The organism is Ruegeria sp. CDSA020, from assembly GCF_059612345.1.
Map to the genome: position 1 here is coordinate 216,949 of NZ_JBXWQK010000004.1, position 14,636 is coordinate 231,584.

Genomic DNA, 14,636 nt, shown 5'->3' on the forward strand with positions numbered 1-14,636 from the left:
CGCCCCCTTACAGTTTCACGCCCGAGAAGGACATGAAGGCCATCGCCATCAGTCCCGCGGTGATAAAGGTGATCCCCAGACCTTGAAGGCCGTCGGGAATGTCCGAGTATTTCAGCTTTTCGCGCACGCCCGCCATTGCAGTTATCGCCAGCGCCCAGCCAAAGCCCGAAGACAGACCATAGGTCGTCGCCTCTGCAAAGTTATAATCCCGCTCGACCATGAACAGCGATCCACCCAGGATGGCACAGTTCACCGTGATCAAAGGCAGGAAAATCCCCAGCGCGTTGTAGAGCGGTGGGAAATACTTGTCCAAGACCATCTCAAGGATCTGAACCATGGCCGCGATCACACCGATATACGAGATCAGGCCAAGGAAGGTCAGGTCCACATCTGGGAACCCAGCCCAGGCCAATGCGCCGGGCTTCAACAGATAGGTCAGCAGCAGGTTGTTGGCGGGAACGGTGATCGCCTGCACGACCATGACCGAGATCCCCAGACCCAGCGCGGTCGAGATTTTCTTGGACACGGCGATGAAGGTACACATGCCAAGAAAAAAGCTGAGCGCAAGGTTTTCGACAAAGATGGCCTTTACGGCCAGTGAGATAAGCCCTTCCATCAGTGTGCCTCTACCTGCTGGATTTTGTATTCACGTTCTTCGACCTGGTTCGGCTTCCATGTACGGAAGGCCCAGATGATCAGGCCGATGATGAAGAACGCCGAAGGCGGCAACAGCAGCATACCGTTAGGTACGTACCAGCCGCCATTGTTTACGGTCTGCAAGATGGTGACACCGAACAGCGACCCGGCCCCCAACAGCTCGCGGATAAAGCCGACTAGCAACAGGATCAGCCCATAGCCCATGCCGTTGCCAACACCGTCGATAAAAGATGCGATCGGGGGGTTCTTCATCGCAAATGCCTCGGCACGGCCCATCACGATACAGTTTGTGATGATCAGCCCGACGAAAACCGACAGGGTTTTCGAAATCTGGAAGGCATAGGCCTTGAGAACCTGATCCACCAGGATCACCAGCGACGCGATGATCACCATCTGAACGATGATCCGGATTGAGCCGGGTATCTGGTTGCGCAGCATCGAAATGAACATCGACGAGAAGGCGGTCACGAAGGTCACAGCCAGCGCCATTACAAAGGCCACCTGCAACGAAGAAGTCACGGCCAGCGCGGAACAGATGCCCAGGACCTGCAGCGTGATCGGGTTATTGTCGACAAGCGGGTCGACCAGCATCTCTTTCTTGGTCTGAGACATCAAAACTCTCCTGCTTGCAGTTTGGCCAGGAACCGGGCGTAGCCCGCGTCACCCATCCAGAATTTCACCAGGTTATCGACACCAACCGAGGTCAGAGTGGCCCCAGCAAGCGCGTCGACATAGAAATCGGGACCGGCGGCGGGTTGCGACTTGGCGACGGTAATCTGCAGCTCGCCTGCATCGTCGCGCAATTTCTTGCCATTCCACAGACCTTTCCATCGCGGGTTGTCCACCTCGGCGCCAAGGCCGGGGGTCTCACCATGCTGATAGAACTGCAGGCCGTAGATGTCGTTGCCGTTATTTTCTAGAGCGATAAAACCATAGAGCGTCGACCACAGGCCATAACCATGCAGCGGCAGGATCACTTTGTCTAAATCGCCCGCATCATCGCGCAACAGATAGATCACTCGGTACTTGGCCTGACGACCAATACCCGCCGGGTCAGTGTCCAATGCTACGCTGAGTTCAGGATCACTTGCTGCGGCCTGGTCATCAAAGGTTGCCGGATCGAACTGAACGTCGACAAATTCGCCGGTGGCAAGCTCGAGCACATGCGGCTCGAACGCAGCGAAGGCTTCGGTCACGTCTATGCCCGGCTCGAAGACACCAGCCACCTGCAAAACGTTAACCTGTTTGTCCTTCAGCGCGTTGGCTTCTTGCACCGGGCGCAGGCTGACCGCAGCAGCGGAGACCACCATCGAGGCAACAAGACAGACGGCAACGGCGACGAAGATCGTCTTGCCAACCGAATCCGGCGAGGCGGCCAGAAAGCGAGCCAATGCGCCCTTGGGTTCTTGAGGTTGCGGATCAGACATGGCGACGCGCCCTCCGTTTGATATTGGCCTGCACGACGAAATAGTCGATCAGCGGTGCAAAGACATTGCCGAACAGGATGGCCAGCATCATGCCTTCGGGGAAGGCCGGATTGATCACGCGTATCATCACAACCATCACACCGATCAAAGCGCCATAGATATAGCGGCCCAGGTTGGTGTGGCTGGCGGAAACCGGTTCGGTCACCATGAAGGCCAGGCCAAATGCATACCCACCCAGAACCACATGCCAATACCACGGCATCGCGAACATCGGGTTGGTATCCGACCCGATCAGGTTCAGCAGCAGAGTAAATCCGATGGTCCCGGCCAGACAGCCAACGATCAGGCGGTAATTGGCAATCTTGGTCATCAGCAGGAAGGCCATACCGATCAAGCAGGCCAAGGTCGAGGTCTCGCCAAAGCTGCCCTGAATGGTGCCGTAAAAAGCGCTGGACCATGTGATCCCTTCGGCAGCAAGAGCCTGTACGCCCTCGGCCGCTGACACCGCCAGCGCGGTTGCACCCGAGAACCCGTCAACCGGGGTCCAGACCGAGTCACCCGACATCTGCGCAGGATAAGCGAAGTACAGGAACGCACGACCAACCAGCGCGGGGTTAAGGAAGTTCTTGCCAGTGCCGCCAAATACCTCTTTGCCGATCACCACACCGAAGATGATGCCCAAAGCCACCTGCCACAAGGGTGTAGTGGCCGGCATAATCAGCGTATAAAGCATTGATGTTACAAGGAAACCTTCGTTCACCTCATGGCGGCGCACGGTGGCAAAGATGACCTCGAATATACCGCCTGCGACCAGTGTGACGATGTAGATAGGCAGAAAATACATCAACCCGTGCATCACATTTGCAAAGACACTACTGGGGTCCAGCGAGATACCAAACATCTGCAGCAGAGCGATGCGCCAACCGGTGGCAGAGTCCGGCCCGAGGCTGGCGATGGCCGAGTTGGCCTGATAGCCGGTGTTCCACATCCCCCAAAGGATACAGGGAATGGTCGCGATCACGACATAGGTCATGATCCGCTTCATATCCACGTAGGACCGCGCATGCGGGGCCACAGAGGTCACGGTTTTCGGAGTGTAGATAAAGCTTTCGACCATCTCGTAGATGGGGAAATACTTTTCGTACTTGCCGCCCTTGGTAAAGTTCGGCTCGATCCGATCGAAGAAGCTGCGCAAACCCATTTGGATCAGCCCTCCTTTTCAATCTTGTTCAGGCAGTCGCGCAGCGCCAGCCCGTATTCATATTTTGCCGGACAGGCAAAGCCGACAAGGCCCAGATCCTCTTCGTCCAGCTCTAGCGCGCCCAGAGCTTGCGCAGTATCGGTGTCCATCACCAGTAGTGCCCGCAGCAGTTGCGTCGGCAGATAGTCCTGCGGCATCAGCTCTTCGAACGTACCCGTGGGCACCATGGCGCGGCGCCCCCCATTCAGATTCGAGCTGAGCGCGTACAGCTTTTTGGCGAAAGCAGAACCCAGCACCGGCTGAACCGCAAATTTCGAAGGCATCGGGCGGATCCAACCCATCGGAATCTGGTCGTGGTCCTCACGGATGATGGTCATCTGCCTTGCAAAACGCCCCAGATAAGCCGTTGGGCCATCCGCATGCTGACCAGAAAGGATCGAGCCCGAAATGATCCGTGCCGTGCCCTCCACATCAATCTCATTCCTGGTCAGGTCTTCGGTCGACGCTCCCATCACCGTACGGATCAGGCGCGGCTGACGGGCACCCGGGCCAGTCAGGGCGATCACCAGATTAGGGTCCAGATGGCCCGTCTGCATCAGGCGGCCAATGGCGATGACATCCTGATACCCGATGGTCCAGACCTGCTTTTCGCCCGCAAGCGGTTCGAGGAAATGGATGTGGGTTCCGGCCAAACCCGCAGGATGCGGACCAGAGAATGCCGCCGCCTCTACGCCTGGCAGATCGCTACCCGGAACCGAAGCACCGTCCTGCTGGCACAAATAGGTTTTGCCCTCGGTCAGCTTGGATACGGCTACTAGACCATCCGCAAATGCTTTGCCCGCGTCATTGATGATGAGTTCTGCATCTCCGGCCAGTGGCTCGCTATCCATGGCTGTGACGAAAATCGCTGCTGGCTTGATGCCCGGAACTGGCATCTTGGAATAGGGACGCGTACGGAAAGCGGTCCACAGCCCCGCGGCGCATAGCTTGGCGGTGACACCCTCGGCGCTGTCCGCATCACCAATTCCCGAGAAATCGATACCCGTGTCGTTGGCATCCGCAATCTCGATCACAACGCTCTGCAAAACCCGGCGCGCACCACGGTTGATGGCAACGATCTTACCACTTAGCGGGGCGACCATCATCGCCTCGGGTGCGTCCTTGTGACAGAATAGCGGAGTGCCACGTTGAACGTCATCCCCCTCCTGAACCAGCATTCGCGGTTTCAAGCCAAGGTAATCGCCCCCCAATACCCCAACAGTCTTGAATTCTGGACCCGGATGGATGGTTTGCTCCGGTGCGCCTTGCACCGGCAGCTCCAACCCTTTTTTCAGTTTGAAAGTTTGCATGTCGCTACGGTCTTCCAAGCCTCTTTACCTGTGCCGGCTGAGCCAACACCTATCTAGTGTCAGACAATAACGCGAGAATTCCAAGCAGTCGTCGCAAAAGCGTCGAATTGCGACTGAAATCCGCGGCCGTCCCTCTGATTGTGGCCCCTTTACGCGGGGATGATACCAAAAGCAAACCTGTAACCGCCAAAATTCCCTCACGGTATTCACTTTCTTGTATCACTTTCGCTGAAATTGCCTGTCGCGCCCCGATCATGTCCGGTGTAAGCACCCTTGATGGAACAAACGAACGATCTGGAAATTTTTCTGGTAGCAACGCCCGGACTAGAGGTGCCGCTGCATGCCGAGGCCACCGAACAGGGATTCGCCGATGCCAAGGTCATTGCTGGTGGCGTGGTTTGTCGGGGCGGGTGGCCCGAAGTATGGCGTGCCAACCTTTGCCTTCGGGGCGCAAATAAAGTTCTGGTTCGGATTGGCAGCTTTCCCGCTGTCCATCTGGCACAACTGGACAAACGTGCCCGAAAATTCCCGTGGTCAGATTTCCTGCGCCCGGAAGTGCCGGTAAAAGTCGAGGCGACAAGCCGCAAATCGCGCATCTATCATGCGGGTGCCGCGCGCCAAAGGATCGAACGAGCGTTGGCCGAGACACTGGGGACTCCAATCTCGACAGATGCAGCCCTGCGCGTGCTTTTGCGGATTGAGAAAGACATCTGCACATTCTCGATCGACACCTCCGGAGAGCCCCTGCACAAGCGAGGTCACAAGACTTCCGTCGCCAAGGCCCCCATGCGCGAGACAATGGCGGCCATGTTCCTGCGCGAATGTGGCTATCACGGGACCGAACCGGTGCTGGATCCCATGTGCGGGTCGGGCACTTTCGTCATCGAGGCTGCCGAGATCTCGTTGGGCCTGCTTCCCGGTCGCACGCGTAATTTTGCATTCGAAAGCCTAAAGAGTTTTGATCCCGACATCTGGTCCGACATGCGCGCCGGGTCAAAACCCCCTGCCCCCGAGGTTCAGTTCTTCGGCTCCGACAGGAATGCAGGCGCGATCGAGGCCGCAAAAGCCAATGCGGAACAAGCCGGTGTTTCGACCAATACAACATTTCATTGCCACTCCGTCAGCGATCTGAAGCCCCCGCAAGGTGCTGAGGGGTTAGTGATCGTAAACCCCCCTTATGGCGCCAGGATAGGCGATGAAAAACGTCTGCGATCCTTGTATGGGAGTTTCGGCAAGGTTCTGATGTCACGCTTCAAAGGCTGGCGCGTTGGCATCGTTACAAGCACCCCATCCCTGGCCCATGCCACGCGCCTTCCTTTGCTTCCGGCAGGGCCGGTAGTGGATCACGGCGGCACAAAAATCCGACTTTATCGCACTGATCACCTGATCTGACATGGGGCTAACCACAGGGATTTTGAGCCTGTCCAAAGCCTGTTACTAATCACAAACCAGACCCAGAATCCCTCTTGCACATCCAAACCCTCAGGTATAAATCACCCGCCACGGTCGGAGTGTAGCTCAGCCTGGTAGAGCACTGTCTTCGGGAGGCAGGGGTCGGAGGTTCGAATCCTCTCACTCCGACCAATAAAGCAAGGTTTCAACTGCAGAGATTTTTTGCTGTTTGACCAATTAACCTTCTTTTCCGCACAAATTGGTCTGAGAATTCACTGCATGAATCCAAGGTGATAGCTGTGTGGTATGAACAGCTTTACCCCCACGAAGTCAAAACGACGAACTGGTTGGCCTACAATGAAGCGTTGAAACGGCTCGGCGCAAGGAATGAGGCCCTGCGCGCCTCTAAAAACTCTTTCGAGCCATCAGGTAAGGTTGAGACAACGATCATCGCCGGAGGCGCGTCGAGGGCAAGATAGATTGTATCAAATTGCTCGACCGGTGCTTGATGGCTTGCGACTTCAACCAGCAAGTCACAGAGTTACTGGTACTTACCGACATCCTGAACGGCTACACAGCGATCGACATACTAATCACAAAGCGCGCAGGATATATTTGCCTAGAGGAGGCGAAATCCTAAACCTTAGCCAGTTTGTGCAGCAAGGCCGGTCAGAGCCCTTTTGCAGTTGGGACTTTTGAGCGGACATAAGCAACGCCCAAGCTGATCCATGAAGTTCTCTTCGAACCTTTACAGAAGTTTCGCCGGTCTATGTGTCGTCCCTCGTGCAGTGAGCCCCAAATAGCAAAAAAGTATGCCTAGGTTTTGCTGGCTAACAAATGGCTGTAATGCGGGGCGAAGGTTGGTCCTCAACTTGTCTAAACGCCCCGCGGTGACACTATGGAGCTGGGGAATCCATGCCGCCTTGGTTTTCTGTGGGCACATGGTCGATAAAATGGGCATCCGAATTGATGTTTATTGTATTGTTGGCGGCAACGCCGTCGCTGCTTCCGATCCAGTGGGATGTTCCAACATTTTGCGCCGCCTCCAACGGGGAAAGGTTTGTTATTCGGTTAACAATTTTTCCGGTAACGGTTGGGAATTCCGTTGTTTCAGGCCTGGCGTTCCGAGACATCCCAGTCTGAGTGATATGGGCGCCAGTACCCGAGTGGTGGCCCGGCTCTGCCATGGCCATTCCGGTGGACAGGGCAATCACCAGGGTTGGTGCAACAATGAGCTTTTTGATGATGTTAATACGTTCCATTCTTGATCTCCTTAAGTTGCCGATACATTTCAAACCTAGGAACGCGACAGCTTTGGATATTGTGAGAAGAGCTCAGTTTTTTGGCATTTTCTTTCAAGTTGCCAAGCCGCGGATAGGTCGACCAACGTAGCTGCATAGAGCCACGCCTATTCGTCGGACCACCCGGCAGGAGATTAAGCTAAGGAAGAGTGGGCTTTGGTTGCCCTGTGTTGGGTCGCTACTGCCTGCCTTGTGGCAGCACTTAAACGATTTCTTGGCATGGCTTTTGGACCCTGCTTATTGTTACCTAAACCACAAAACGCCCTGATTTGCAGGGTACTTCAGACTCGGGCGGCATATGAGCATGAAAGAGGACAAGGTGAGTTCTGACGGCCAATCTTGGAATGTTCCAGGTTTTGGTGTGCATCACATAGCCAGGCTTCTGGAAAACCGTGGTTCAGATATTGTTGCGCTTCTGAGATCGACCAACTTACCCGTTGATCTCCACGAAACCCCGCCGGATTTTATTGATGTTCGCAATGAGCTCCGCCTCTTGGAGCTTGCAGTGCAAGAGACCCGAGACCCCCTGTTTGCGATCACTGCGGGAAAAACCTTCAACCCCAGAAAGACTACACTCCTCAGCTATGTCGTTTTGAACTCTCCGACCGTTGGCGAGGCAATCGAGAAGGCAGTGAACTATGCTCGCTTGGCTCGGGGCTTTGCCAAACTGTCCTTCTATGAAGAAGAACGTGGCATGTTTCTGGAGATAGACTCCATCGCTGAACTGATGCGTTCTGATGGAGCTCACAATGAGTTTCGAATGTCTGCTTTTTTGACCAGCCTTCAAATTGCGGCTGAGACGCCCTTGCCAGTCCTTGAACTACGCTTTCCGCATGAATTGACCGAAGAAAAGCGGACCCAAATCTCCAGTGCATTGTCAGTCAATATCAAGCAGAAACAAAGAGTTCCCGGTATCTTGTTCGATAAAGCAGTGATGGATATCCCGATCAAAGATACGGACCCCGCATTGCTTCTGCACCTTGAAAAACATGTGCAAACGTTGATGAACGATTTACCGCCAGTAATAGGTGAAACAAGTTCTTTGGTGCAGAGCGAGATAACGTCGCGACTGTCTTTTAGCGCTCCAACACAAGATGATATCGCGAAGACACTGGGGATGAGCATCAGCACACTTGGGCGCAAACTTGCCAAGGAAGGCACAACTTACAAACAACTGCTAAAGGACATCCGTGCAAGGCTGGCAGAGCAGTATCTTGATGACCCCAAGCTAAATCTGTCTGAGATTGCTTTTGCGCTTGGTTATTCTGATCAAGCGGCGTTTAGCAATGCCTACAAGACTTGGACGGGCCAATCTCCGGGCAGTGCTCGAACCGCTTAGGTCGACCTCAGGATGTGCAAATCGGTTAACATTGCAGGCTGGGGCAAGAAAGCGGATGCTCATCGTCTCAAACGCAGTCCAAAGCATCCGCTGTTAAAGTTCATCCCCATGCATCTGTACATGAATCACAAGGGTCGGAACTCGATAGTTCTGAGTTCAAATGGAAGCCAGGGCCAGCCGCTTTGGAAGTTTGGTGGTCGTAGCCATCCAACGGGTGCGCCATGGACATTCCAGCACTCAGAACAATGGCGAACGCGGTGACGAAGGAAATCAGTGCCTTTTTCATTTCTTGGTTCCTTTCGGTTGAGCGTGTTTGAAACGCTGTGTGTGCATTCAATTTGGCGATCTGTCGGTCAGATTTATTGCGATGACACATCAAGGCTTTGAGAAAAACATCAACTTTACGCCCGTGGGCGTCGTCATTCCAGCGCCTGCGCACGCGCCTGAGACTCTTTCGCCGAAGGTGAGATAGGCCCCAAGATCAGATCCGTAATTAACTGTGGTCGATGAACAGGAACCGGTTTCTCTGTATCGCTGGCTTCTGGAAAACAGCCTGTAACCGCAAGCCTTGTTTCTTGGTGGCTCTGCCAAATCTGTCGCTCTGTCTGGCGGAATAGTCGTATTTAGCTTTCGCAATTTTTGATTATTGCTGATCATCAGGGTGAATTTGATGTATTCTTGCTGAATGTGCTGGGAATTGACCAGGAGGACGACCCAAACAAAGCGCTTATACAAAATTAGAAGCGACTAGGGAGGAATTTGATGATGTACTATAGGCTAAAGGCGGTCAGGGGCTGTCGGATAATGATAGCTGCGCTGTTTTCTACTCTCTCTTTGAGTAATGCGATGGCGCAAAGTAACTCTGAGAGCGAAACCACAATCCCAGAGCCCGGGCCGTCCATCACCTTCACATCCTGGACCGGCCCTTACATGCGAAGTCAGATGCTTGGGTTTGTGCGCCCTTATGAGCAAGCCAAAAACGCCGATGTGCATGTTGCACATTACAATGGTGGCATCTCGGAAATCCGCGATCAGGTCGAAAGCGCAAATGTGATTTGGGATGTGGTCGACCTAACGCAAGCAGATTCACTGCGCGCCTGCGAAGAGGGCTTGCTGGAGAACATATCTGACATAGAACTGCCTGATGGCGTCGATGGTACACCATTTCGCGAGGATTTTGTCGAAGGTGCCCTGAATGATTGTGGCGTAGGAGTCATCGTATGGGGCACCGCATATGCGTATAACAATTCTCAATTCGCAGAAACGCCTCCATCAACCATTTCGGATTTCTTCGACACAGAAACCTATCCTGGGCCACGTGCCATCCGAAATGATCCGACAGTGATCATGGAATGGGCCCTTATGGCCGACGGCGTAGCCCGCGATGATGTGTATCCAACGCTCGAAACCGAAGAAGGTGTTGAGCGCGCGCTGAAAAAGATGGACGACATAAAAACCGGCCTGCAAATCTGGGAAACCGGGCGTGAACCCGTACGTCTGCTGAACTCTGGTGACATTGCGATGTCATCGATCTGGGCCACTACCGGTGCAACGGCCGCCCAGGAAGACGGTTCCGATTTTACGGTCAACATGGACGGCCGTGTGATTGAGCTGGATCTGTTCGGCATTCCAAAAGGAAGCCAGAATAAAGAAGAGGCCATTGATTTTATTCGCTTTGCTAGCAGCTCAAATTCGCTGGCCGATATGGTCGGGCACCTGCCAAATGGTCCAACCCGAAAATCTTCGATGACACTCCTGTCAGATGACGTTTTGGAGCGCATCCCGAACGGTCCGGCGTATGAAGACAATCTTTACATTCTGTCGGACGCCGAGTGGTGGGCCACCAACCACGGGCGCCTGGAAGAGGCGTTCCAGTCCTGGCTCGCAACCTCCGCCCGTCAGGGCGCTGCGGGTTCAACACGGTAAGCCGAAATAACAGGTCTAAGAGGTGCAAAATGAGTGATCAATCAACACAGAAACCTGACAATCTTGTAGCAAAGAGCGGCTTGTTCAAAGGTATGAATCCGACGATGGGTATCGCTTCGATGGTGATGATATTGGGGTTTGTGTTTTTCACGATCCGTGATGTTGAAGCTTCAAGTGCGATCTTTGCGACAGGTAAAAACTTCATCATCGGTAGCCTGGACTGGTTCTATGTACTGGTCGTTAACGCGGCGCTGTTTTTTGTAATATGGCTTATGATCAGCCGGTTCGGACACGTGAAGCTGGGCAAGGATGATGACGAGCCTGATTTTTCAACGTTTTCATGGATTTGCATGCTGTTTAGTGCGGGCTTGGGATCTGGTCTGATCTATTGGGGCGTTGCGGAGCCGATGTTCCATATCCAAGGCAGCCCATTCCTTGAACGGGCGGGAATTGAACCAGGTTCGGTTGACGCCGCGGTTTCTGCAGTAACGATCACGAATTTCCACTGGGGTTTCCACGGTTGGGCCCTTTATGTGCTGGTTGGCCTCTGCCTTGCATATTTTTCGTACCGCCATGGGCTTCCTCTGACTTTGCGCACCGCTCTTTATCCTGTCCTGAAGGAACGGATCTATGGTCCCTGGGGTCATCTCGTCGATCTGATTGGCGTATTTGGTACAATCTTTGGCCTCGCAACCTCATTGGGGTTGGGCGTCACACCAATCGCCGCCGGTCTTGAGGATCTTGGCTGGATGGCAAACACCCAGACAAATCAGTTGATCCTCGTCGCAATCATCACCTGTCTTGGCACGGCTTCTGCTGCATCGGGTGTTGGCAAAGGCGTGCGTATCTTGTCTGAAGCCAACGTTATGGCAAGTGTTGGCCTGCTGCTCCTGTTCATCATTCTGGGACCCACGGCATTCCTGTTGGGCATAACCATATCCGGATTTGGAGATTACCTCTGGACGGTGATACCCATGGGTTTCTGGATCAACGGTGAGCCCGAAAACCAATGGCAGAGCTGGTGGACGATCTTTTACTGGGGCTGGTGGATCGCATGGTGCCCGTTTGTTGGACTGTTCATTGCGCGGGTATCAAAGGGGCGGACGATCAAGCAATTCTGCTATTGCGTTCTTCTTATTCCAACCTCAGTCGTGATGCTCTGGATGGGTGTCTTTGGTGGCGCAGCAGCCGGGGTTGATCTGTTCTACGACGCAGGTGTCGTCGAGGCGGTCAACAATGACTACGCCGCTGGCGTATTCCAAACGGTCAAAGGATTTGGCTACACATGGTTGGTGTACCCGATCACAGTGTTGATTACGGTTCTGCTGATTTCGTGGTTTGTCACGTCTTCTGACTCGGGGACACTGGTGATGTGCACAATGCTGTCGATGGGTGACGAGCATCCGCCAATCAAGTTCCGTGTGTTTTGGGGTATTACCGCAGGCGTTGTTGCCGGTGTCCTAATGCTGGCCGGTGGGTTGAGCGCGCTACAGACAGCGTCCATCGTCGCAGGGCTACCAATCGCCGTGATCTTGTTGTTCATGATCTATGGTATTGTCTCGTCGCTTCACGCTGAGCATCCAGTGCCCGATGTTGAGGATAAGTACGAAATGGAGTTCCTCAACAGATAGGCAGCCATTGTGGTTCAATTTGTCGAGAGGCAGTTATATCTGCCTCTCGACAATTACAGACATGGGTTTCGACCTGTCCGCGAAGCTTTCCTCGTTCTGATGTGAAGTTCGCCAAATTTTCTGGGAGCAAACGAATACGAAAGAACCTCTGCCTAATGGTTTCCACCAGCATCTCTGCTACCCGCGTGGTACAGAAACTGGATAGGCTTGTCCGGCTCTCCATGGTGAGCCTCTCACACAATCCCGACCTGTGAACCAAAGGTACATTGTGGGGATAGTCCGATCCTGGTCGTGATGGAGCGGTTTCTTTCGCCCATGCCTTCCATTGTCCCTTAAAGGTAATGCCCAGAGCCAAAAAACCAGGTTCGGAATGGAATGCAGGCTAAGTCTTCCGCCGTTTCGGGACAGAATCGCCACCTTTTGTAGATTTGGCCGCTGCGACTCGCGCTCGGTTCTTCTTGCTGCTTGACTTACCTTTGGGTGGAGGTGGACCCTTTGATGCTGTTCGGGCAGATTTGATGTCGCCGCCTTTGGCTTCAGATTTACCGCCCTTACGTGCCTTTGGCTTTGCACCAACCGGTTTGAACAAGGCATCTGCCTCGTCTTTCGAAGCACGCTGGCGTTCTACTTTGGCTGATTTGACGGCCCTTGTGGGGCGTTCTGCAGGGCTGGAAGGTGCCCGGCCCTCGGGTTCAGGCTTACGACGTCCATAGGTTGCAGTGCCGCTCCGTTCGGTCGGAGTCGTATCTCGTTTGCTCGTAATCGGTTTGCCTTTTTGCTTTCCGATGGGCTTGGTCCGGCCAGTTGCAGCCAAATCCGGTGCCGTGTCCAGACGCACGAGATTCTTGACCTTTTCGATCTTCATCTCGGGCCCAACGGCTGTCAGAAACCCTTCGACGCTGGGCTCACGTATCTCGAAATAGGTCACATCATCGGCAATCCGGATGGCCCCAATGTCATCCTTCGTCAGATTGCCTGACTTGCAGATCATCGGCAGCATATAACGCGGCGACGCATTTTGATTGCGCCCCTCGGACAGCGAAAACCAGACGCTGGGGCCAAAGGCCGCGCGCGGTTTCTGGCTTTGCTGATCGACCGTCGCCAACTCTTCTGGCGCGGAATGACGCAGCTTGTACTGCCGCAGGTAAGCTGCTGCAATCTGCTCAGGGGAAAAGCTTTCTACCATTTTCTGAACTGCTGCACGTTCACTTTCCGTGATCTCTGCTTGCCAGTCATCCGATGCGAACATCCTCACCTGATCGCGTTCGGTCACCTCTTCGGCTGACGGGGCTGTCCCCCATTCGGCGGTCAGCTTGGCGAATTTCAGAATACGTTCCGCCTTTTTCCGCGACGCGGGTGCAACCACTAGTGCGCTAACGCCCTTGCGCCCGGCCCGGCCTGTTCGACCCGAGCGGTGCAGCAGTGTTTCATGGCTGTTTGGCAGTTCCGCATGGACCACCAAATCAAGGTTAGGCAAATCAATACCGCGGGCAGCAACATCCGTTGCCACACAGACCCTGGCACGCCCATCGCGCATGGCCTGCAAGGCGTTCGAGCGTTCGCTCTGGGTCAATTCCCCGGATAGGGCGACGACCGAAAAGCCCCGGTTTGACAGGCGCGCTGTCAGACGTGACACCATCGCGCGGGTATTGCAGAACACGATGGCGTTCGGCGCCTCATAATAGCGCAACACATTGATAATTGCATTCTCGCCGTCGCGCGGGCCGACCAACATAGCACGATAATCGATATCGGCGTGCTGCGTCTTTTCGCTGACGGTGCTCACACGTTCTGCATCGCGCTGATACCGTGTCGCCAAATTGGCAATCGCACGTGGGACAGTGGCAGAAAACAGCAAAGTCTGACGGTCTGATGGTGTTTCATCCAGAATGAATTCCAGGTCCTCTCGGAACCCGAGATCCAACATCTCGTCGGCCTCATCAAGAACCACGGCGCGAATGGCCGTCAGGTCGATCGAGCCCCGCATGATATGATCCCGCAGCCGTCCCGGAGTGGCGACAACAATATGTGCGCCACGCGCCAACGCACGGCGTTCATCCCGAATATCCATGCCTCCGACGCAGGACGCCAGAAACGCGCCCGCATCGGCGAACAACCAGCTCAGTTCACGCTTTACCTGAAGCGCCAGTTCCCTTGTTGGTGCTACAACAAGTGCCAGCGGTGCGCCCGAGGTTTCGAATGTCTCAGCGTCACCCAGAAGTCGCGGCGCAATCGCCAGACCGAATCCGATGGTTTTACCCGATCCGGTTTGGGCCGAAACCAGCATATCCTTCCCCTCCAGTTCGGGCCGGGTTACAGCCTGCTGAACTTGGGTTAAGGTGTCATAGCCCTTGCGAGCCAGCGCATTTGCAATGGTTTGTTTCACAGCGGTGGTTCTTTTCATCGGTCAGGA

The 14,636-nt window shown here is 54.5% G+C and carries 11 protein-coding genes and 1 tRNA gene; 5 read left to right on the forward strand and 7 right to left on the reverse strand.

Going from position 1 to position 14,636, the window contains the following annotated elements; genetic code table 11:
- Window positions 1–7: 7 nt before the first annotated feature.
- The 5 genes from nqrE to AC2FJW_RS08560 are packed head-to-tail and all read right to left on the reverse strand — an operon-like array spanning window position 8 to window position 4,634.
- On the reverse strand, window positions 8–616 hold the full coding sequence (gene nqrE, locus AC2FJW_RS08540; RefSeq protein ID WP_142636377.1) for an NADH:ubiquinone reductase (Na(+)-transporting) subunit E: 609 nt from the start codon (window positions 614–616) through the stop codon (window positions 8–10).
- A complete protein-coding gene (locus AC2FJW_RS08545; protein WP_142636378.1) occupies window positions 616–1,269 on the reverse strand; it encodes an NADH:ubiquinone reductase (Na(+)-transporting) subunit D in 654 nt (217 codons plus the stop codon). Before AC2FJW_RS08545 ends, nqrE begins: the two co-directional genes overlap by 1 nt.
- On the reverse strand, window positions 1,269–2,084 hold the full coding sequence (locus tag AC2FJW_RS08550; RefSeq protein ID WP_496749832.1) for a Na(+)-translocating NADH-quinone reductase subunit C: 816 nt from the start codon (window positions 2,082–2,084) through the stop codon (window positions 1,269–1,271). Before AC2FJW_RS08550 ends, AC2FJW_RS08545 begins: the two co-directional genes overlap by 1 nt.
- Window positions 2,077–3,285 carry an NADH:ubiquinone reductase (Na(+)-transporting) subunit B gene (locus AC2FJW_RS08555; protein ID WP_496749833.1) on the reverse strand — a complete coding sequence of 403 codons (1,209 nt, stop codon included), beginning with the start codon at window positions 3,283–3,285 and terminating at the stop codon, window positions 2,077–2,079. Before AC2FJW_RS08555 ends, AC2FJW_RS08550 begins: the two co-directional genes overlap by 8 nt.
- 5 nt (window positions 3,286–3,290) lie before the next feature.
- Window positions 3,291–4,634, reverse strand: a complete 1,344-nt coding sequence (locus tag AC2FJW_RS08560; protein WP_496749834.1) for a Na(+)-translocating NADH-quinone reductase subunit A — start codon at window positions 4,632–4,634, stop codon at window positions 3,291–3,293.
- Window positions 4,635–4,910: 276 nt separating this feature from the next.
- On the opposite strand from AC2FJW_RS08560, the gene AC2FJW_RS08565 reads away from it, so the two are divergent.
- Both AC2FJW_RS08565 and AC2FJW_RS08570 read left to right on the forward strand, forming a co-directional pair.
- Complete coding sequence (locus AC2FJW_RS08565) at window positions 4,911–6,026, forward strand: THUMP domain-containing class I SAM-dependent RNA methyltransferase (protein WP_496749835.1); 1,116 nt, start codon at window positions 4,911–4,913, stop codon at window positions 6,024–6,026.
- A gap of 115 nt (window positions 6,027–6,141) precedes the next feature.
- Window positions 6,142–6,218: transfer RNA gene (locus AC2FJW_RS08570), tRNA-Pro, on the forward strand.
- Between the two features lie 704 nt (window positions 6,219–6,922).
- Here AC2FJW_RS08570 and AC2FJW_RS08575 read toward each other — a convergent pair.
- On the reverse strand, window positions 6,923–7,288 hold the full coding sequence (locus AC2FJW_RS08575) for a hypothetical protein (protein WP_496749836.1): 366 nt from the start codon (window positions 7,286–7,288) through the stop codon (window positions 6,923–6,925).
- 343 nt (window positions 7,289–7,631) lie between these two features.
- Between AC2FJW_RS08575 and AC2FJW_RS08580 the strand changes: the two genes are divergently transcribed.
- From AC2FJW_RS08580 to AC2FJW_RS08590, 3 genes are all read left to right on the forward strand, one after another.
- Window positions 7,632–8,666 (forward strand): AraC family transcriptional regulator ligand-binding domain-containing protein, encoded by a 1,035-nt coding sequence (locus AC2FJW_RS08580; protein ID WP_496749837.1) that lies wholly within the window; start codon window positions 7,632–7,634, stop codon window positions 8,664–8,666.
- An 846-nt stretch (window positions 8,667–9,512) separates the two neighbouring features.
- Window positions 9,513–10,592 carry an extracellular solute-binding protein gene (locus AC2FJW_RS08585; RefSeq protein WP_185956670.1) on the forward strand — a complete coding sequence of 360 codons (1,080 nt, stop codon included), beginning with the start codon at window positions 9,513–9,515 and terminating at the stop codon, window positions 10,590–10,592.
- A 29-nt stretch (window positions 10,593–10,621) separates the two neighbouring features.
- Window positions 10,622–12,223 carry a BCCT family transporter gene (locus AC2FJW_RS08590; protein WP_496698393.1) on the forward strand — a complete coding sequence of 534 codons (1,602 nt, stop codon included), beginning with the start codon at window positions 10,622–10,624 and terminating at the stop codon, window positions 12,221–12,223.
- 382 nt (window positions 12,224–12,605) lie between these two features.
- Here the strand turns inward: AC2FJW_RS08590 and AC2FJW_RS08595 are convergent, their stop codons facing one another.
- Entirely contained in the window at window positions 12,606–14,627 is a 2,022-nt protein-coding gene (locus AC2FJW_RS08595; protein WP_496749838.1) for a DEAD/DEAH box helicase, read from the reverse strand.
- Window positions 14,628–14,636: the final 9 nt, after the last annotated feature.